Raw genomic sequence first — 17,106 nt, forward strand, 5'->3', positions numbered from 1 at the left:
AAGCCCCCGGCGCGAACCGGAGGGCTTTTGCTTCATCCCGTGAGGGAGAAAGGCTTAAGCGAGGGCCGCGCGAACCTTGTCGGCGATGCCCTTGAAGCCGGCTTCATCGGCGGCGATGGCGGCCAGGACCTTGCGGTCCAGCTCGATGCCCGCCTTGTTCAGGCCGTGCATGAACTGCGAGTAGGTGAAGCCTTCGGTGCGGGCCGCGGCGTTGATGCGCTGGATCCACAGGGCGCGGAACGAGCGCTTCTTGTTGCGACGGTCGCGGTAGGCGTACTGACCGGCGCGATCCACTGCGGCCTTGGCGGCGCGGATGGTGTTCTTGCGGCGGCCGTAGAAGCCCTTGGCCTGCTTCAGGATCTTCTTGTGCTTGGCGTGGGCGGTGACGCCCCGGGTGACGCGAGCCATTATAAATTTCCTTCGGGAAGCCTCTGACGTTCGCCGCGCGGCGGCTCACTGCATGAGGCTTTAGTTCAAATTCTATGCGGTTGAGAGATCGTGTCTGCGTGCGCCGATCAGGCGTACGGCATGTAGGACTTGATCTTCTTGGCGTCGGCGTCGGCCATGACCGAAGTGCCGCGGTTCTGGCGGATGTACTTCGAGTTGTGGCTGATCAGGCGGTGGCGCTTGCCGGCCACGCCAGCCTTGACCTTGCCCGTCGCGGTGAATTTGAAGCGCTTCTTGGCCCGACTTCGTCTTCAGCTTCGGCATTTTCACTCTCTGTCTCTTAGAGGGCTACCGCTCTTCGAGCTACTTGAGCCCGACCAGCGCCAGCCTGATTTAAGACCGCCCAGGCATGCCTGTTCGCCCGGCGGTCCGGTACGCGAAGGCGCGGCTTTTACGCCAAGAGCCGCGCAGAGGCAAGAAGAGTCCGCGCTGGCCTTGTCACGCCCGGGCCGAACGACGGCGCACGGCGCGCCCGGCGTTGATCGCCATGGCCGCTGCGGGAAGGGTCAGAGCGGCGCCGACCAGGAAGGGCCAGTCCGGCCCGACCGCCGAATACAGCACCCCGGCGACGATGGGGCCGACGATCCGCGCCATCGAGCCCGCCGCCATGTTCAGCCCCAGCATGGCGCCTTGCCGGTCCGGCGGCGACGAACGGCTGATCAGAGCCGAGATGTTGGGCATGGCCAGCGACATGCCGCATGCGCCGATCCCCATGATGACCGGAATGATCCAGCCGGCGACCAGCGGGAGGCTGAACAGGCCCAGGTCGATCCGCCCCGCCGGGAACCAGGCGACCGGCGCGGCCACCTGAAGCACCAACGACAGGCCGAACAGCAGCATCCCGGCCGCCAGCACCCGCGCCTCGCCGAAGCGCCGCGCCAGCCGCCCGGCCACCAGTCCCTGGTTCACCGCCGAGATCAGCCCCACGATCATGAAGCTGAGCCCCACCTCGCGCGCCGTCCAGGCGTAGCGCTGCTCCGCCCACAGGCCGAAGGCGGCCTCCATCGCCGAAAAGCCCGCCAGATAGATCAGGCTGACCACCAGGACGCGCGAGATCACCTCATCGGTGCGGGCGAAGCTGACGCCCGACAGGAATGCCGGACGCGGCGCCGCCGGATCCGTCCGCGTGCGGCTCTCGCGCAGGAAGAACATCACGCCCAGCGCCGCCAGCACGGCAGCGCCCGAGGCGGCGAAGATCGGCAGTTGATAGCCGACATGGCCCATCTGCGGCTGGACCAGCAGGCCGCCCAGGCCTGGCCCGACGATGAAGCCCAGACCAAAGGCGGCGCCGATCATCCCCATGCGTCCGGCCCGGCGCTCGGGCGGGGTGACATCGGCGATATAACCCTGGACCGTCGAGATATTGCCCGCGCCCAGCCCAGTGAACAGCCGCACCAGGATCGCCGCCCAGATGGTCGGCGCAAACGCCAGCAACAGATAGCCCAGGGCGTTGGCCGCCAAGGTGACCAGCAGCACCGGCTTGCGCCCGATCCGGTCCGACAGCCGCCCCCAGAAGGGCTCGGCGAAGAACTGGCCCAGGGAATAGGCCGAGAACATCAGGGTGATCTGCCACGGCTCGGCCTGCAGGCTCTGGGCGAAGAACGGCAGCAGGGGCACCACCAGGCCGAACCCGACCAGATTGATGAAGACCACCGCGAACAGAACCGCCAGGGTCGGAGCGCCCCCGCCGGGAGCCTTGATCGTCTGCGCCGTCATTCGTGTTTTTCCCGCCGGATAGTAAGACGCCCCGGCCGCAAGGCCGGGGCGTCCATAGTCTTGTCGTTAAGTGCGCGATCAGCGCGGCGCCAGGATCATGATCATTTGGCGGCCTTCCATCTTGGGATGGAACTCGACCTTGGCCTCTTCCTCGAAATCGGCTTGGACCTTGTGCATCAGCTTCATGCCCAGTTCGGGGTGGGCCATTTCGCGGCCCCGGAAGCGGATGGTCACCTTGACCTTGTCGCCGTCGTCGAAGAAGCGATGCATGGCCTTGGCCTTCACATCGTAATCGTGGCTGTCGATGTTCGGGCGGAGCTTGATTTCCTTCAGCTCGACGACCTTCTGACGCTTGCGCGCCTCAGCCTTCTTTTTCTGTTCTTGGAAACGATGCTTGCCGTAGTCGAGAATCTTGCACACCGGCGTTTCGGCGTTGGCGACGATCTGAACCAGGTCCAGGCCAGCCTCTTCGGCGGCCTCAAGCGCGGCGGACAAAGGCATGACGCCCTGTTTTTCCCCATTCTGGTCGATGAGCAGAACGCGGGCGGCGCGGATATCCTGGTTGATGGGCGGCCCGTCCTTTACGGGCGGCGCTTGCATGGGACGGCGAATGGGCGTCGTTTCCTTATGTGATCAGAAGATAGGCGAAATGAGCGGACGAAGGCGGACGGCGCCAGGCGCCATTCTCTTCGAGCGCCGCGAATATGGCGATAGAAGGCCCGGATTTCAAGGCTTCTCGGGGTTAAACCCGTTCGCGACATAGGCGTCGTGCAGCGCCAGCACCCCATCGAACACATGATCGACGCTCAGGTCCTCGATCGGGGCGAACTGGCCGCGCGTCTCGTTCGAGGCCACGGTGCGCGTCTTCGGCCCCCACGGTCCATAGAGCCACCACTCGGTCGGACCGAACAGGCCCAGCGTCGGCCGCCCCAGCGCCGCAGAGACATGCATCAGGCCGCTGTCGTTGCCGACAAACAGGGTCGCGCGGTCGATGGCGGCGGCCGAGCACAGGATGTCGCCCTTGCCCACGCAGTCGATGCCGCGCGGTCCCGCCGCCTCCAGCGCCGGGGTGGCGGGCGGTCGGTCGCCGGGGCCGCCGACCGGCATGAAGCGCCAACCGTCAAAGCGCGGCTCGGCCTTCAGCTTCTCCACCAGCTGGCCCCAGCGCTCGGCGGGCCACGACTTGCCGGGCTGGTGCGCGATGGGGGCGAGCGCGATGATCGGGCCGGGACCGGCGCCGCCTGCCAGCTGCGGGTCGATGACGGCGGCGGCCTCGGCGCGCGCCTGATCGTCGAGGAAGATTTCCGGGTCCAGCGGCGTGGACGAGCCCATCAGGGCCGACACCATCTCGACCTTGCGCAGGCCGGTCTCCCAGCGGCGGGTGTAGACGATGCGGCGCTTGGCCGCGATCAGCCAGGCGAGCGCCGAGCCGCGGATGTCCACGACCATGTCCCACTGCGTGCCGCGCACCTGTTTCCACAGATCGAGCCAGTGTCCGGCGGCCTTCTTCTTGTCGAGGATGATGACGCGCTCGACGTTCGGGGCCGAACGGAAGAAGGGCGCGGGCGGCCGGCCGCAGGCGACGGTGATCTGAACCCCCGGCAGCTGGCGCGCGATCTCGCGGATCACGCCCGAGGAGATGACGCAGTCGCCGATCCGGTTGGAGCTGACGAACAGGGCTTTGGGAGCAGACAAGCGGGCGCCTCGCGGCCTCTGTGAACAATCGTCGTCTCTGCTAAAGCCATTCCACGAGGAATGACAGTCCGAGGAGTTTCCATGTCGGACTTCGACACGCTGGCCCGCCCCGACGGCGAGACCCTGGCCTATAAGGCGGTCACGGGCGACGGCCCGACGGTCATCTGGATCGGCGGCTTCCGCTCGGACATGGAGGGAACCAAGGCCCTGGCGCTGGACGCCGCCGCCCGCGAGCGCGGCTGGAGGTATGTGCGCTACGACCACTTCGCCCACGGCGCATCAAGCGGCGACTGGAAGCAGGCCACCATCGGCCGCTGGCGCGAGGACGCCATCGCCCTGATCGACAGTCTTGAGGGGCCGGTGATCCCGGTCGGCTCGTCCATGGGCGGCTGGGTGGCGCTGTTGGCGACGCTGGCGCGGCCGCAGCGGGTCAAGGGGTGGTGCTGGTCAATCCGGCGCAGGACTTCACCGAAAAGCTGATGTGGCCGGGGCTGGCCGACCACGAACGCCAGGCCATCCTGCGCGACGGCGAGACGGTCATCACCGAAGAAGGCCTCGGCTCCTACGTCCTGACCCGGCGGATGTTCGAGGAGGCCCGCGACTGGCTGCTGCTGGACGGGCGCATCGACATCACCGCCCCGGTGCACGTGCTGCAGGGCCGCGCCGACGACGTCGTGCCATGGCGCCATCAGGTCGAGCTGGCCGAACGCCTGAGCGGCGGCGACCTGCGGCTCGACCTCATCGAAGGCGGCGACCACCGCCTGTCGAGCCCGGCGGAGCTGGAACGATTGGTCGACGCGGTGGAGGCGATGCGGGGTGATTTCCTCCCCATGCAATGGGGAGGGGGACCGCGTAGCGGTGGAGGGGCCTCAGCCAGCAGAACCAGACGGCCCCTCCGTCTCGGTGGCCGCGCCGCCGATCCACCTCCCCACGACGTGGGGAGGAGAAGCTCAGGCCGTCACAGAATAAACCGGCTGAGATCCACGTTCTTGGCCAGGTCGCCGACCTTTTCGCGCACCTTGTCGCCGTCGAAGGTCAGGGTCTGGCCGGACAGGTCGGAGGCCTTGAAGCTGGTCTCTTCCAGCACCCGCTCCATCACCGTCTGAAGACGGCGCGCGCCGATGTTCTCGACGGTGGAGTTGGCGGCTACGGCGGCGTCGGCCATGGCCTCCACGGCATCGTCGGTGAAGACCAGCTCCACCCCTTCGGTCGCCAGCAGGGCCTGGTTCTGACGGATCAGATTGGCTTCCGGCTCTGTCAGGATGCGCTTGAAGTCGTCGCGGGTCAGGGCCTTCAGCTCGACCCGGATCGGCAGACGGCCCTGAAGCTCCGGCAGCAGGTCCGACGGCTTGGCGACGTGGAAAGCGCCCGAGGCGATGAACAGCACATGGTCGGTCTTCACCGGCCCGTATTTGGTCGAGACGGTCGTGCCCTCGATCAGGGGCAGCAGGTCGCGCTGCACCCCTTCGCGCGACACGTCGGCGCCGCCGCCGCGATCCTGACGCGCGGCGACCTTGTCGATCTCGTCCAGGAAGACGATGCCTTCGTTCTCGGCCAGCAGGAGCGCTTCCTTGGTCAGGCTTTCCTGATCCAGCAGCTTGTCGCTCTCCTCGGTGACCAGCGGCGCCAGGGCGTCCTTGACGGTCAGCTTGACCGTCTTGGTGCGGCCGCCGCCCATCTTGCCCAGCATCTCCGACAGGTTCAGCAGGCCGACGTTGCCGCCGCCCGGCACGTCCAACCCCTGCAGCGGCGAGGCGGTGTCGGCCAAGGCGATCTCGATTTCCTTGTCGTCCAGTTCCCCCGCGCGCAGCTTCTTGCGGAAGGCCTCGCGCGTGGCGGGCTGCGAACCGGGCCCGACCAGGGCGTCGAGGATGCGCTCCTCAGCCATCCCCTCGGCCCTGGCCTTGACGCCCGAGCGGCGCTTGTCGCGCACCATGACGAGCGCGCTTTCCACCAGATCGCGCATGATCTGGTCGACGTCGCGGCCGACGTAGCCGACCTCGGTGAACTTGGTCGCCTCGACCTTGAGGAAGGGCGAGCCGGCCAGCCGCGCCAGACGCCGGGCGATCTCGGTCTTGCCCACGCCCGTCGGGCCGATCATCAGGATATTCTTGGGCGTGACCTCGTCACGCAGGTCGTCGGGCACGCGCTTGCGGCGCCAGCGGTTGCGCAGGGCCACGGCCACGGCGCGCTTGGCGTCGTCCTGGCCGACGATGAAGCGGTCCAGTTCAGAGACGATTTCGCGGGGAGAAAGGTCGGTCATGGTTCAGACGGTCCAGAAATACGCGTAACAGGCGCTCAAGCAGCAAGCCGCCGCGCGGCGAGCGATAGCGCCCTACAGACTTTCAATGGTCAGATTGCCGTTAGTGTAGACGCAGATATCAGCGGCGATCTTCATGGCCTTGCGGGCGATCTGCTCGGCGTCCAGCTCGCTGTTCTCGTCGATCAGGGCGCGGGCGGCGGCCAAGGCATAGTTGCCGCCCGAGCCGACGGCGGCCACGCCGTATTCCGGCTCCAGCACGTCGCCGACGCCGGTGACAGTGAGTATCTGGGATTTGTCGGCGACCAGCAGCATGGCCTCCAGCCGGCGCAGATAGCGGTCGGTGCGCCAGTCCTTGGCCAGCTCGACACAGGCTCGCGCCAGCTGGTCCGGATACTGCTCCAGCTTGGCCTCCAGACGCTCGATCAGGGTCAGGGCGTCGGCCGTGGCCCCGGCGAAGCCCGCCAGCACCTTGCCGTTCGCCAAAGTCCGCACCTTGCGCGCCGCGCCCTTGACGATGGTCGGTCCCATCGAGACCTGGCCGTCGCCGGCGATGACGGTGCGGCCGTTCTTGCGCACCGCCAGGATGGTGGTGCCGTGCCAGTCGGGAAAGTTCGAAGCGGTCGTGTTCATGGCGGGTCAGATGGCGAGGAACCGGCGTCGCCGCAAGACGGCCCGGCGCCGCAGAGAACCGCTCGCCATGCTCATGGCTCCGCTTGCCTCTGGCGCGCCCGCGTGACAGGAGCCCCTCCCCGCACGCGATCACCTGAGTCCGTCTTGCCCCTGCACCGCGCCATCTACGTCAGCGACGCCGTCGGCGACGCCGCGACGAGCCTGCTGGTTCTCGCCGAAATTCTCGGCGCCTCGATCAGAAACAATCGCCGGGACCGCGTCACTGGGGTGCTGATGCGCCACGACGGCCGCTTCCTTCAGGCCATCGAAGGACGCCGCGCCGATGTGGACCGGCTGATGGACCGGCTGCGCGCCGACCCGCGCCATGAGAACATCCGCCTGCTGTCGGACCAGAACACCACAGTGCGCCTGTTCGAGGAGTGGCCGATGACGCTGGTTGAGATGCCTCGTCCCGTCTGGCCGCACATAAGCCGCCCCTCCCTGGATCAGTTGAGCGCGGCCCAGGCCGAAGCCTTGCTGGTCACGGCGTCGCAGGTCCTGGCGCTTCCCGCCTGACGCATCGGCCGGACTGCGCTAGACAGTCCGGCGTGATCCAGCCTCCCGCCCCCGCCGCCCCGGTTCGCTTTTCCGACGAAGAGGTCGAGCGTTACGCCCGCCAGCTGGTGCTGTCCGAGATCGGCGGCCCCGGCCAGCAGGCGCTGAAGCGCGCCCGCGTGCTTATCGTCGGCATGGGCGGGGTGGGCAACCCGGCCGCCCTCTATCTGGCCGCCGCCGGCGTGGGCACGCTGGGGCTGATCGACGACGATACGGTGGCCCTGTCCAACCTGCAGCGCCAGATCGCCTTCACTGCCGACGACCCCGACCGCGCCAAGGTCGAGGCGGGCGCCGAACGCCTCAACGCCCTGAACCCGCACGTCACGGTCCGGACCTTCAATCAGCGCGTCACGCCCGACAGCGCGGCGGCCCTGATGCAGGACTTCGACCTGGCGCTGGACGGCACGGACGACTTCGAGACCCGTCTCGCCGTCAACGCCGCCTGCGTGGCCGCGGGCAAGCCGCTGGTGTCGGGCGCGCTCGGCCGCTGGTCGGGCCAGGTGTCGGTGTTCAAGGGGCGTCCCTGCTATCAGTGTCTGGTGCCCGAGGTTCCGCCCGACGCCGAGACCTGCGCCCGCGTCGGCGTGGTCGGCGCCCTGGCGGGCGTCATCGGCGCGATGGCGGCGCTCGAAGCGATCAAGCTGATCACCGGGGCGGGCGAACCGCTGACCGGCCGCCTGATGCTCTATGACGGGCTAGCCGGAACCAGCCGGGTGGCGAAGATCGCCGCCGACCCCGCCTGCCCGGTCTGCGGGTCAGCTCACGCCTAAAGCATCGCCGGGATGACGCGGTCCGGCGGGCGGTGGCCGTTCTGATAGGTCATGATGTTGGCGATGACGCGGTCGCCCATGTCCTGGCGCGCCTCGATGGTGGCCGAGCCCAGGTGAGGCAGCAGCACCACGTTCGGGCGGCCGATCAGGCCGGGGTGAACCTTCGGCTCGTGCTCGAACACGTCCAGACCGACGCCGAACAGGGCGCGGCGGTCCAGCGCCTCGACCAGGGCCGCCTCGTCGATCAGTTCGCCGCGTGCGGTGTTGACCACGATGGCGTGCGGCTGAAGCCGGGCCAGACGCTCGGCCGACAGCAGGTGGTGCGTCTCCTTCGTCGCCGGGCAGTTTAGCGAGATGACGTCCATCCGCGCCAGCATCTGGTCCAGATCGTCCCACCAGGTCGCGCCCAGCTCTTCGGCGATCATGTCCGGGACGGGTTTGCGGTTGTGATAGTGGACCTGCATGCCGAAGGCCTTGGCGCGGCGGGCCAGGGCCTGACCGATGCGGCCCATGCCGACGATGCCCAGACGCTTGCCCCACAGTTTGCGGCCGCACATCCAGGTCGGGCTCCAGCCCTCGAAGCGCCCGGCCTCGACGACGGCGGCGCCCTCGACGATGCGGCGGCTCACCGCCAGGATCAGACTCATGCCCAGATCGGCCGTGTCCTCGGTTAGGACGCCGGGCGTGTTGGTGACGATGATGCCGCGCCCGACGGCGGCGTCGATGTCGATATGGTCCACGCCCGCGCCGAAGTTGGCGATCATCTTCAGCTGCTCGCCCGCGCCTGCGATCAGTTCGGCGTCCAGCTGGTCGGTGATGGTCGGAGCCAGCACCTCGGCCCGCTGCAAGGCGGCGGCCAGTTCGTCCCGCGACATCGGCCGGTCGGTCAGGTTCAGCTCGGCGTCGAAAAGTTCGCGCATCCGCGTCTCAACGGCGTCAGGCAGGCGTCTGGTTAATACGACCTTAAGCTTGCGAGCGGACATAGGGGACCTGGGTTTTCCACGGGCGGCGCCCGTTCGGAACGGGTCGATATTCGGTGTCTAGCAAAGCTGCGGTCAGGAACAAAGGGCGCCTCGCGTCGCGGCCCTCGCCGCTATCCTGATGACCGGCGTTCTGCTGTCGGCGGGCGCCACCATGCCGGACGGCCGCCCCACCCCGACCGGGCTGGAGGTGCCGCGCTGGGTGACGCTGAAATCCTCGCAGGTGCGGGCGCGCCAGGGACCGGGCCTCGACTACCGCATCCTGTGGGAATACCGCGCCGCCGGCCTGCCGGTGCAGGTGATCGCCGAGACGCGCGAGTGGCGAAAGATCTGCGACCCCGACGGCTCCGTGGCCTGGATCCACCGCACCGTCGCCTCGGGCCGCCGCAGCGTGTTCAACCGCTCGGACGAGCCTGTGCCCATCCGATCTAGCCGGTCGGAAACCGCCTCGGTCCGCGCCCTACTGTCGCCGCACGCCCTGGTGTCGCTGGACGAGTGCGAGGACGGCTGGTGCCGCGTGCGGGCGCGCAAGCTGCGCGGCTGGGTGCAGCAGAGGGCCGTCTTCGGCGCCCAGGAACGCGCCCTGTGCAACGCCGCCCGCCCCGCCGGAACCGGCCGCAGCTCCTGATCCCCATATCCACGGCACGGTTGAGCGCGGCCTTCGGGTCGTGTAACCCGCCAGCAACACCTTTCGGAGCTGATCAATCTTGAGCCAGTCGTCGCAATATCCGTCGTCGTTCGATCACGAAGGCCTGCTGGCCTCGGGCCGGGGCGAGCTGTTCGGTCCGGGCAACGCCCAGCTGCCGGCGCCGCCGATGCTGATGTTCGACCGCATCAAGACCATCACCGCTGACGGCGGCGACTACGGCAAGGGCTATGTCGAGGCCGAACTCGACATCAACCCCGACCTCTGGTTCTTCCAGTGCCACTTCATCGGCGATCCGGTCATGCCGGGCTGCCTGGGCCTGGACGCCATGTGGCAGCTGGTCGGCTTCTACCTGGGCTGGATCGGCGGCCCCGGCAAGGGTCGGGCGCTGGGCGTCGGCGAGGTGAAGTTCACCGGCCAGGTGACCCCCGACATCAAGAAGGTGGTCTATAAGGTCCACCTGAAGCGCGTCATCAACCGCAAGCTGGTCATGGGCATCGCCGACGGCGTGCTCGAAGCGGACGGAGAGGTCATCTATACTTGCGCCGATATGCGCGTCGGCCTGTTCGGCGGCGCGGCTCCGGTGGAACCGAGCGCCGCCTGACCCCACTTGATGGACAGCCGCGGCCCACGCGGCGTCCGCAGACTTTGTAGGATTGGAAACACCATGCGGCGTGTCGTCGTCACCGGACTGGGCATCGTCTCCTCCATCGGCACCGGCCAAGACGAGGTCGCGGCCTCGCTGCGCAACGCCAAGTCGGGCGTCCAGCACGCCGCCGACCACGCCAAATACGGCTTCCGCTCCCAGGTCTGGGCGCCGCCGGCCCTGGGTCATACGGCCGAGGACTGGGCGCCGCTGGTCGACCGCCGCGCCGCCCGTTTCCTGGCCAACGGGACGGCTTGGGCGCACATCGCCTTTGAAGAAGCCCTGAAGGACAGCGGCCTGAGCGCCGACGAGATCAAGGACGAGCGCATCGGCCTGATCGTCGGCGAGGGCGGCCCCTCGACCCAGGTCATCCTGCAGGCGGCCCAGACGACCGTCGAAAAGGGCTCGCCCAAGCGCGTCGGCCCCTTCGCCGTGCCCAAGGCGATGGCGTCCGGCCCCTCGGCCGTGCTGGCCACCTGGTTCGAGCTGAAGGGCATCAACTATTCGATCAGCTCGGCCTGCGCGACCAGCGCCCACTGCATCGGCGCGGCCGCCGAGCAGATCGCCTGGGGGAAGCAGGACGTGGTCTTCGCCGGCGGCTGCGAGGATATCGACTGGTCCATGTCGAACATGTTCGACGCCATGGGCGCCATGTCCTCCAACTTCAACGACACGCCCGACAAGGCCAGCCGCGCCTATGACACGGCCCGCGACGGCTTCGTCATCGCCGGCGGCGCCGGCATCGTCGTGCTGGAAGAATACGAACGCGCCGTGGCGCGCGGCGCGACCATCTACGCCGAAGTCACCGGCTACGGCGCCAACTCGGACGGCTACGACATGGTGGCTCCGTCGGGCGAGGGCGCCGAGCGCTGCATGAAGATCGCGCTGGAAATGGCCGGCAATCCGACGATCGACTATCTGAACCCGCACGGCACCTCCACGCCGGTCGGCGACAGCAAGGAGATGGGCGCAGTGCGCAACGTCTTCGGCGACGACCTGCCGATGATCTCCTCGACCAAGTCGCTGACGGGCCACTCCCTGGGCGCAGCGGGCGCGCAGGAGGCCATCTACTGCCTGCTGATGATGAAGCACGGCTTTGCGGCCGAGAGCGCCCACATCGAAACCCTGGACCCTGAGTTCGAGGGCATGCCGATCCTGCGCCAGCGCCACGACGGCGAGCTGAAGCACGTCATGTCCAACAGCTTCGGCTTCGGGGGGACCAACGCCTCGCTGATCCTGTCCAAGGTCTGATTTTCACCGATCGGAAAAATCTGAAGCGACACGAAAACGCCCCCATTCGGTCCTTCGTCCGCCCGGAAGGGCGCTCACAAAAGCAGCATCGGCCCGTCGGAGCCTGGAGAAGTCCCGGATCCTGAACAGCCCCCCAGCCCCCGGATTTTTCCGCGTAAAGGGCCTCGGCGGGTCGATGCTTCCTCCAAGCGACGCCCGCGCCTGCCTCCCCTCCCCTCCCGGCAGCGCGGGCGTTTTGCTGTCTGCTTCCCTCAGCGCACAAGACTTCGCCCGCGCGAGGGTCACGCGGGCGACGCCGTAGAGCTTCAGACGGCGCCGATCAGGCCGGAAGGTCGATCTCGACGCGTTCGTTTTCGCGCAGGACGATGATCGGCACGACCGCCTCGCCTGCGGCCTGAAGGCGCTGGGCCAAATCCTTCATGTCGGCGATCTCGACGCCGTTCGCCTGGACCACCACATCGCCGGCCTGGAACCCCGCCGCCGCGGCGGACGACCCCGCCTCGACCACGGCGATCTGGGCCCCCGGCCTGACGTGGGATTGCGCAGGGTCAGGCCGCGGGCGATGGCGGCCTGCGCCCCCAAACGCACAGCGGCTGGATCAGACGGCTCGACCGTCAGCTGGGTTGAGGCCTCGCGGCCGTCGCGCAGATAGACGACGGGCATCTGAGTGCCGGCCTGGGCGATGCCGACCGTGGCCTGAACCGACCCGGCGTTGGCCACGGGGCGGCCCTGAATGCGGGTGAGCACGTCCCCCGGCTTCAGCCCCGCCTGCTCGCCCGAGGAGCCCGGCTCGACGTCATAGACCACGGCGCCGCGCACGATGTTGAGCCCGATCTCTCGCGCGCGCTCGGCCGTCAGCGAGCCCAGTCCCAGGCCGACGCGGCCGCGCTTGACCTCGCCCGAGGCGCGCAGCTGGTCGACCACGAACATCATGATGCGCGTCGGCACGGCGAAGGCGATGCCGTCGTTGCCGCCGCCGAAGCCGCCCGACAGGATGGCGGTGTTGATGCCGATCAGCCGTCCCCGGCTGTCCAGCAGCGGGCCGCCCGAATTGCCCGAGTTCACCGCTGCGTCGGTCTGAATATAGTCTTCGATGGCGTCGCCCATGCCCGAGCGGTTCAGCCCCGAGATGACGCCCATGGTCAGGGTCTGGTCCAACCCCAGCGGATAGCCGACGGCGAACGCCAAGTCGCCGCTGCGCAGGGTGTCGGAGTCCACCGTCGTCACCTGCGACAGGCCCGGGGCGTCGATCTTCAGCACGGCGATGTCGGTGGCCTTGTCGGCCCCGATCAGGGTGGCGTCGAACAAGCGCCCGTCGATCAGGTCGACCGTGAATTTCTGGCCGTTCTCGATGACGTGGTGGTTGGTGACGATGATGCCTTCGCGCGCGTCGATGATGACGCCCGAGCCGCCCTGGGAGGGCTTGGGGTTGCGCGCCGAGCTGGGACCGCGCGACTGGCCCAGGGTCGTCACCTGCACCACGGCGGGCAAGCTTTCCTCCAGCCCGGCGGCGAAGGTGAAGACGCCGCGCCGGGCGTCATAGGGCATGGCGGCGACCGGCGACTGCACCGCCGCACGGGCGGCCGTCATGGGCGCCGCCTGGGCCATGCCGCTGACGCTGAAGATCGCCAGGGCGGCGCCGGCCAGCAGGCTGTGTTTGGTCATTCCGATTTCCTTCACGCGTCGACCGCCTTGGACCGACAGACTGCCGAGGACCGCCGCCCCGCAGGCGAGACAAACGCGCGACGACGGCAAAAGATCGGCCCGCCGCGCGTTTTCTGCAACGCTTGGATCAGAAGGCGGCTTCGCCGGTGATGGCGCGGCCCAGGATCAGGGCGTGGACGTCGTGGGCGCCTTCATAGGTGTTGACGGTTTCCAGGTTCATGGCGTGGCGCATGACGTGCAGCTCGCCGGTGATCCCGGCGCCGCCGTGCATGTCGCGGGCCTCACGCGCCACGGCCAGGGCCTTGCCGCAGTTGTTGCGCTTCATCAGGCTGATGGCCTCGGGAACCCAGGCCCCCGTGTCCAGCAGGCGGCCCAAAGCATAGGCGCCCTCGAAGCCGAGGAAGATCTCGGTCTGCATGTCGGCCAGCTTCTTCTGCACCAGCTGGCGCGCCGACAGCGGGCGGCCGAACAGGGTGCGCTCGGCCACATAGTCGCGGCTGGCGTGGAAGCAGAACTCGGCCGCGCCCATCGCCCCCAGGCGATGCCGAAACGCGCCTTGTTCAGGCAGGAGAACGGCCCGCGCAGACCCTGCACGCCCGGCAGGATATTGGCTTCCGGCACGAAGACGTCGTTCAGGCCGATGTCGCCGGTGATCGAGGCGCGCAAGGACAGCTTGTCGCCGATCTTGCCTGTGGTGAAGCCCTCGAAATCCCGCTCGACGATGAAGCCCCTGATGGTCCCGTCAAGCTTGGCCCAGACGATGGCCAGGTCGCTGATCGGCGAGTTGGTGATCCAGTATTTGCCGCCGTTCAGGCGATAGCCGCCGTCGACCGCGACCGCCGTGGTCTTCATCGAGGCCGGGTCGGACCCGCCGTCGGCCTCGGTCAGGCCGAAGCAGCCGACCAGCTCCCCCGCCGCCATCTTGGGCAGGAACTTCATCTTCTGCTCGTCCGAGCCGAAGGCGTAGATCGGATACATGGCCAGCGACGACTGCACGCTCATGGCCGAACGGTAGCCGCTGTCGATCGCCTCGACTTCGCGCGCGATCAGGCCATAGGCGACGTGCGACGCTTCGGAACCGCCGTACTGCTCGGGCAGCATGGCGCCCAGGAAGCCCATCTCGCCCATCTCGGTCATGATGGCGCGGTCGAAGACCTCGTCGCGGAAGGCGGCGACCACACGCGGCAGCAGGGCCTCGCGCGTATAGGACCGGGCGGCGTCCTGAACCATCCGCTCTTCGGCGGTCAGACGCCCCGTCAGATCGAAGGGATCATCCCAGCGGAACGTCTGGCCCGAAGATTTCTGGGCGGAAGGGGTGGTGCCGTCGGCCATGTGTCGTCCTCTTGAGCTTGAAAAGGAAGATTCGTCCGCGCCCGCCTCATGCGGGGTTGAAGCGGCGTGACGAAGCGCCCTCTATTCCTGGCGCGGGTTTAGGCCAGAATGCGGCGGCCGGGTAGAGGGGCCGGCGCGAACACGCTAGGCTGGCTGCATGTCGAACGCTTTCAATCGTCTGTTCCGCGATCACCCGCGTGAGGTCAACGAGACCTATTTCGAGCATATGGCCGCCTCGTCGCGCTTCGGCCTCAAGCTGCTGCGTCTGGCCGGCTGCGCCTTCATCCACGCCGTCGTGCCGGGCCGTCACAAGACCACGGTGTCCGACGCCATTCGCGGCATGGCCCATGACATGGGCGGCCGCGCCGCCGAGGCCCGCGAATGCCGGATGCGCGACGCGGGCGTCTGGGACGTCGGCCTCTAGGCGTTCAGGGTTGCGACCACCCACAGGGCCAGGCTCAGCAGCGCCACCGCAGCCAGGATCGCCAGCCCAGTCCACTGAAAGGCGCTGAACCGACGCGGCAGGCTGGTGCCGACAAAGCCTGCGCCCGACGCGAACGCCAACAGGGCCAAGCCGCGCGACGCCGCACGGACGGTCGCTTCGGGCGCGTTCAGGTCATCGCCCTCCTCCGTGGCGAACTCTCCGGCCCGCGCGCGTTTCAGCAGGTCGCGCGCCTGATCGGCCTGATCCGCCCGCCCCATCAGGCGGATGCCCAGCGCGCGCTGCATCAGGGGGTCGACGGTGGTCTGGAACCGCTCGGCCACGGACACCTCGATGTCGTGCGCCGACAGGAAGGCCGCCGCCAGATCGGCCTCGTAGACATCTTGAAAGCGGGCGATCTCGACCAGGCTCATGCCGTCAGCCTAGCACGCCGGCGCCGCCCACAAATGAAAACGGCGGGACCCGAAGATCCCGCCGTCGTCACTCGTTCGCGTCGCGCCGACCTTACAGGTCCAGCAGGGCGCGCGCCGGGTCTTCCAGCAGTTCCTTGATGCGGACCAGGAAGGTCACGGCTTCCTTGCCATCGACGATGCGGTGATCGTAGCTGAGGGCCAGGTACATCATCGGACGGATCTTAACCTCGCCGTTGATGGCCATCGGACGCTGCACGATGTTGTGCATGCCCAGGATGCCCGACTGCGGCGTGTTCAGGATCGGCGTCGACATCAGCGAGCCATAGGTGCCGCCGTTGGTGATGGTGAAGGTGCCGCCCTGCATCTGATCCATGGTCAGGGCGCCGTCACGGGCGGCCTTGCCCAGGGCGGCGATGCCCTTCTCGATGCCGGCCAGCGACAGGACGTCGGCGTCGCGCAGAACCGGAACCACCAGGCCCTTGTCGGTGCCGACGGCGATGCCGATGTCGTAGTGGTTCTTGTAGATGATGTCCGCGCCGTCGATCTCGGCGTTGACGGCCGGGATTTCGTGCAGGGCTTGCACCACCGCCTTGGTGAAGAAAGACATGAAGCCCAGCTTCACGCCGTGGCGCTTCTCGAACACTTCCTTGTACTGGGCGCGCAGGGCCATGACGTTGGTCATGTCCACCTCGTTGAAGGTGGTCAGCTGGGCGGCCGTGTTCTGGGATTCCTTCAGGCGGCGGGCGATGGTCTGACGCAGGCGCGTCATCTTCACCCGCTCTTCGCGCGGCTGGTCGGCGCGCGGAGCGGCCGGAGCAGCAGCAGCCTTGGGCGCAGCCGGAGCGGCGGCGCCGATGGCGGCGATGGCGTCGGCCTTGGTGATGTTGCCCTTCGGACCCGAGGCCGACAGCGAGGCCGGGTTCAGGTTGTTCTCGGAAACCACGCGCTGGACGGCGGGCGACAGGTGCGCCGAGGCCTTGTCCTGGCCTTGGACCTGGGCCGAACCCGTGTTGGCCGGGGCGGCGGCCGCAGCCGGGGCCGCCGCAGCAGCAGCGCCAGAGGCGGCGACCGAACCGATCACCTGACCCGGGGTCACGGTGGCGCCATCCGCGGCCGTAATGGTCAGGACGCCGGCGGCCGGGGCCGAGACTTCCACGGCCACCTTATCGGTCTCGACCTCGACCAGCAGTTCGTCCTTGGCGACGGTGTCGCCCGACTTCTTCAGCCAGGTTCCGATCGAACCTTCGGCGACGCTTTCGCCCATCGTCGGCACGGCGATGTCGACGCCAGCGCCGCCCGAAGCGGCCGGGGCGGCGGCGGCGCCGCAGCAGCAGCCGGAGCCGAGGCGGCGGCTGCGCCGCCTTCGGTCACAGCGCCGAGCACCGTGCCGGGGACGACGGTGTCGCCTTCATCAGCGTTGATCGCCGACAGCACGCCGTCGGCGGGGGCGACGACTTCCAGCGAGACCTTGTCGGTTTCCAGCTCGACCAGGACCTCGTCCTTCTTGACGGCGTCGCCGACCTTCTTGGTCCACTTGGCGATGGAGGCTTCGGCGACGGATTCACCGAGGGCGGGGGTGAGGATATCGGCCATCTTCAGTGTCTTTTCGTGTCTGA

Annotated in this window: 19 protein-coding genes and 2 pseudogenes; 7 read left to right on the plus strand and 14 right to left on the minus strand. The window is 68.1% G+C overall.

Annotated features, from left to right (window positions below; all coding sequences use genetic code 11):
• Window positions 1–54: 54 nt before the first annotated feature.
• The 5 genes and pseudogenes from rplT to V8F63_RS03980 form a co-directional block, all read right to left on the minus strand.
• Window positions 55–408, minus strand: coding sequence for a 50S ribosomal protein L20 (gene rplT, locus V8F63_RS03960; protein WP_025976289.1), 354 nt, complete (start codon window positions 406–408; stop codon window positions 55–57).
• A gap of 107 nt (window positions 409–515) precedes the next feature.
• Window positions 516–711: pseudogene (gene rpmI / locus V8F63_RS03965) on the minus strand (50S ribosomal protein L35).
• 174 nt (window positions 712–885) lie between these two features.
• Window positions 886–2,163, minus strand: a complete 1,278-nt coding sequence (locus tag V8F63_RS03970; RefSeq protein WP_025976290.1) for an MFS transporter — start codon at window positions 2,161–2,163, stop codon at window positions 886–888.
• Window positions 2,164–2,241: 78 nt separating this feature from the next.
• Window positions 2,242–2,763, minus strand: a complete 522-nt coding sequence (infC, locus tag V8F63_RS03975) for a translation initiation factor IF-3 (RefSeq protein WP_025976291.1) — start codon at window positions 2,761–2,763, stop codon at window positions 2,242–2,244.
• A gap of 126 nt (window positions 2,764–2,889) precedes the next feature.
• Entirely contained in the window at window positions 2,890–3,858 is a 969-nt protein-coding gene (locus tag V8F63_RS03980) for a glycosyltransferase family 9 protein (RefSeq protein ID WP_392354582.1), read from the minus strand.
• Between the two features lie 81 nt (window positions 3,859–3,939).
• On the opposite strand from V8F63_RS03980, the gene V8F63_RS03985 reads away from it, so the two are divergent.
• Window positions 3,940–4,338, plus strand: a complete 399-nt coding sequence (locus V8F63_RS03985) for an alpha/beta hydrolase (protein WP_392354583.1) — start codon at window positions 3,940–3,942, stop codon at window positions 4,336–4,338.
• A gap of 478 nt (window positions 4,339–4,816) precedes the next feature.
• On the opposite strand, the gene hslU is transcribed toward V8F63_RS03985, so the two are convergent.
• Window positions 4,817–6,121, minus strand: coding sequence for an ATP-dependent protease ATPase subunit HslU (hslU, locus tag V8F63_RS03990; protein ID WP_392354584.1), 1,305 nt, complete (start codon window positions 6,119–6,121; stop codon window positions 4,817–4,819).
• A 72-nt stretch (window positions 6,122–6,193) separates the two neighbouring features.
• Window positions 6,194–6,751 (minus strand): ATP-dependent protease subunit HslV, encoded by a 558-nt coding sequence (gene hslV, locus V8F63_RS03995; RefSeq protein WP_025976295.1) that lies wholly within the window; start codon window positions 6,749–6,751, stop codon window positions 6,194–6,196.
• Between the two features lie 144 nt (window positions 6,752–6,895).
• Between hslV and V8F63_RS04000 the strand changes: the two genes are divergently transcribed.
• Together V8F63_RS04000 and moeB are read left to right on the plus strand one after the other, a co-directional pair.
• Window positions 6,896–7,306 carry a BLUF domain-containing protein gene (locus V8F63_RS04000; protein WP_025976296.1) on the plus strand — a complete coding sequence of 137 codons (411 nt, stop codon included), beginning with the start codon at window positions 6,896–6,898 and terminating at the stop codon, window positions 7,304–7,306.
• Window positions 7,307–7,338: 32 nt separating this feature from the next.
• Window positions 7,339–8,115 (plus strand): molybdopterin-synthase adenylyltransferase MoeB, encoded by a 777-nt coding sequence (gene moeB, locus V8F63_RS04005; protein WP_392354585.1) that lies wholly within the window; start codon window positions 7,339–7,341, stop codon window positions 8,113–8,115.
• Here moeB and V8F63_RS04010 read toward each other — a convergent pair.
• A complete protein-coding gene (locus tag V8F63_RS04010; RefSeq protein ID WP_025976298.1) occupies window positions 8,112–9,098 on the minus strand; it encodes a D-glycerate dehydrogenase in 987 nt (328 codons plus the stop codon). The two genes, moeB and V8F63_RS04010, sit on opposite strands and share 4 nt — an antisense overlap.
• Window positions 9,099–9,216: 118 nt before the next feature.
• Here V8F63_RS04010 and V8F63_RS04015 point away from each other — a divergent pair, with 118 nt between their 5' ends.
• The 3 genes from V8F63_RS04015 to fabB all read left to right on the plus strand — a co-directional run bounded on the left by V8F63_RS04015 (window position 9,217) and on the right by fabB (window position 11,638).
• Window positions 9,217–9,723: an SH3 domain-containing protein gene (locus V8F63_RS04015; RefSeq protein ID WP_303683701.1), complete on the plus strand. Its 507-nt coding sequence runs from the start codon at window positions 9,217–9,219 to the stop codon at window positions 9,721–9,723.
• Window positions 9,724–9,802: 79 nt separating this feature from the next.
• On the plus strand, window positions 9,803–10,345 hold the full coding sequence (gene fabA, locus V8F63_RS04020; RefSeq protein ID WP_134581859.1) for a 3-hydroxyacyl-[acyl-carrier-protein] dehydratase FabA: 543 nt from the start codon (window positions 9,803–9,805) through the stop codon (window positions 10,343–10,345).
• A 63-nt stretch (window positions 10,346–10,408) separates the two neighbouring features.
• Entirely contained in the window at window positions 10,409–11,638 is a 1,230-nt protein-coding gene (fabB, locus tag V8F63_RS04025) for a beta-ketoacyl-ACP synthase I (protein ID WP_392354586.1), read from the plus strand.
• A gap of 319 nt (window positions 11,639–11,957) precedes the next feature.
• Here the strand turns inward: fabB and V8F63_RS04030 are convergent, their stop codons facing one another.
• The 3 genes and pseudogenes from V8F63_RS04030 to V8F63_RS04040 all read right to left on the minus strand — a co-directional run bounded on the left by V8F63_RS04030 (window position 11,958) and on the right by V8F63_RS04040 (window position 14,635).
• Window positions 11,958–12,146 (minus strand): PDZ domain-containing protein, encoded by a 189-nt coding sequence (locus V8F63_RS04030; protein WP_392354587.1) that lies wholly within the window; start codon window positions 12,144–12,146, stop codon window positions 11,958–11,960.
• The gene (locus V8F63_RS04035) at window positions 12,056–13,303 is read right to left on the minus strand and encodes a trypsin-like peptidase domain-containing protein (RefSeq protein WP_392354588.1); all 1,248 of its coding nucleotides are present in this window, start codon (window positions 13,301–13,303) and stop codon (window positions 12,056–12,058) included. Before V8F63_RS04035 ends, V8F63_RS04030 begins: the two co-directional genes overlap by 91 nt.
• A gap of 127 nt (window positions 13,304–13,430) precedes the next feature.
• Window positions 13,431–14,635: pseudogene (locus tag V8F63_RS04040) on the minus strand (acyl-CoA dehydrogenase family protein).
• A gap of 157 nt (window positions 14,636–14,792) precedes the next feature.
• On the opposite strand from V8F63_RS04040, the gene V8F63_RS04045 reads away from it, so the two are divergent.
• Window positions 14,793–15,059: a DUF6356 family protein gene (locus tag V8F63_RS04045; RefSeq protein ID WP_278070036.1), complete on the plus strand. Its 267-nt coding sequence runs from the start codon at window positions 14,793–14,795 to the stop codon at window positions 15,057–15,059.
• Here V8F63_RS04045 and V8F63_RS04050 read toward each other — a convergent pair.
• From V8F63_RS04050 to V8F63_RS04060, 3 genes are all read right to left on the minus strand, one after another.
• Window positions 15,056–15,490, minus strand: coding sequence for a hypothetical protein (locus V8F63_RS04050; RefSeq protein WP_392354589.1), 435 nt, complete (start codon window positions 15,488–15,490; stop codon window positions 15,056–15,058). The two genes, V8F63_RS04045 and V8F63_RS04050, sit on opposite strands and share 4 nt — an antisense overlap.
• A gap of 91 nt (window positions 15,491–15,581) precedes the next feature.
• Complete coding sequence (gene odhB / locus V8F63_RS04055) at window positions 15,582–16,754, minus strand: 2-oxoglutarate dehydrogenase complex dihydrolipoyllysine-residue succinyltransferase (protein ID WP_392355025.1); 1,173 nt, start codon at window positions 16,752–16,754, stop codon at window positions 15,582–15,584.
• Complete coding sequence (locus tag V8F63_RS04060; RefSeq protein WP_392354590.1) at window positions 16,712–17,083, minus strand: biotin/lipoyl-containing protein; 372 nt, start codon at window positions 17,081–17,083, stop codon at window positions 16,712–16,714. Before V8F63_RS04060 ends, odhB begins: the two co-directional genes overlap by 43 nt.
• Between the last annotated feature and the right edge of the window lie 23 nt (window positions 17,084–17,106).

The sequence above is a fragment of the Brevundimonas sp. LF-1 genome, from assembly GCF_037055305.1.
GTDB classification, from domain to species: domain Bacteria; phylum Pseudomonadota; class Alphaproteobacteria; order Caulobacterales; family Caulobacteraceae; genus Brevundimonas; species Brevundimonas sanguinis.

Coding starts and splice junctions, on each gene's coding strand:
- V8F63_RS04045 (WP_278070036.1), top strand. CDS start 14,793: ATGTCGAACGCTTTCAATCGTCTGTTCCGCGATCACCCGCGTGAGGTC.
- V8F63_RS03970 (WP_025976290.1), bottom strand. CDS start 2,163: ATGACGGCGCAGACGATCAAGGCTCCCGGCGGGGGCGCTCCGACCCTG.
- V8F63_RS04010 (WP_025976298.1), bottom strand. CDS start 9,098: ATGTCCGCTCGCAAGCTTAAGGTCGTATTAACCAGACGCCTGCCTGAC.
- odhB (WP_392355025.1), bottom strand. CDS start 16,754: ATGGGCGAAAGCGTCGCCGAAGGTTCGATCGGAACCTGGCTGAAGAAG.
- V8F63_RS04015 (WP_303683701.1), top strand. CDS start 9,217: ATGACCGGCGTTCTGCTGTCGGCGGGCGCCACCATGCCGGACGGCCGC.
- infC (WP_025976291.1), bottom strand. CDS start 2,763: ATGCAAGCGCCGCCCGTAAAGGACGGGCCGCCCATCAACCAGGATATC.
- V8F63_RS04050 (WP_392354589.1), bottom strand. CDS start 15,490: ATGAGCCTGGTCGAGATCGCCCGCTTTCAAGATGTCTACGAGGCCGAT.
- V8F63_RS04060 (WP_392354590.1), bottom strand. CDS start 17,083: ATGGCCGATATCCTCACCCCCGCCCTCGGTGAATCCGTCGCCGAAGCC.
- hslV (WP_025976295.1), bottom strand. CDS start 6,751: ATGAACACGACCGCTTCGAACTTTCCCGACTGGCACGGCACCACCATC.
- fabB (WP_392354586.1), top strand. CDS start 10,409: ATGCGGCGTGTCGTCGTCACCGGACTGGGCATCGTCTCCTCCATCGGC.
- V8F63_RS03985 (WP_392354583.1), top strand. CDS start 3,940: ATGTCGGACTTCGACACGCTGGCCCGCCCCGACGGCGAGACCCTGGCC.
- hslU (WP_392354584.1), bottom strand. CDS start 6,121: ATGACCGACCTTTCTCCCCGCGAAATCGTCTCTGAACTGGACCGCTTC.
- rplT (WP_025976289.1), bottom strand. CDS start 408: ATGGCTCGCGTCACCCGGGGCGTCACCGCCCACGCCAAGCACAAGAAG.
- V8F63_RS04035 (WP_392354588.1), bottom strand. CDS start 13,303: ATGACCAAACACAGCCTGCTGGCCGGCGCCGCCCTGGCGATCTTCAGC.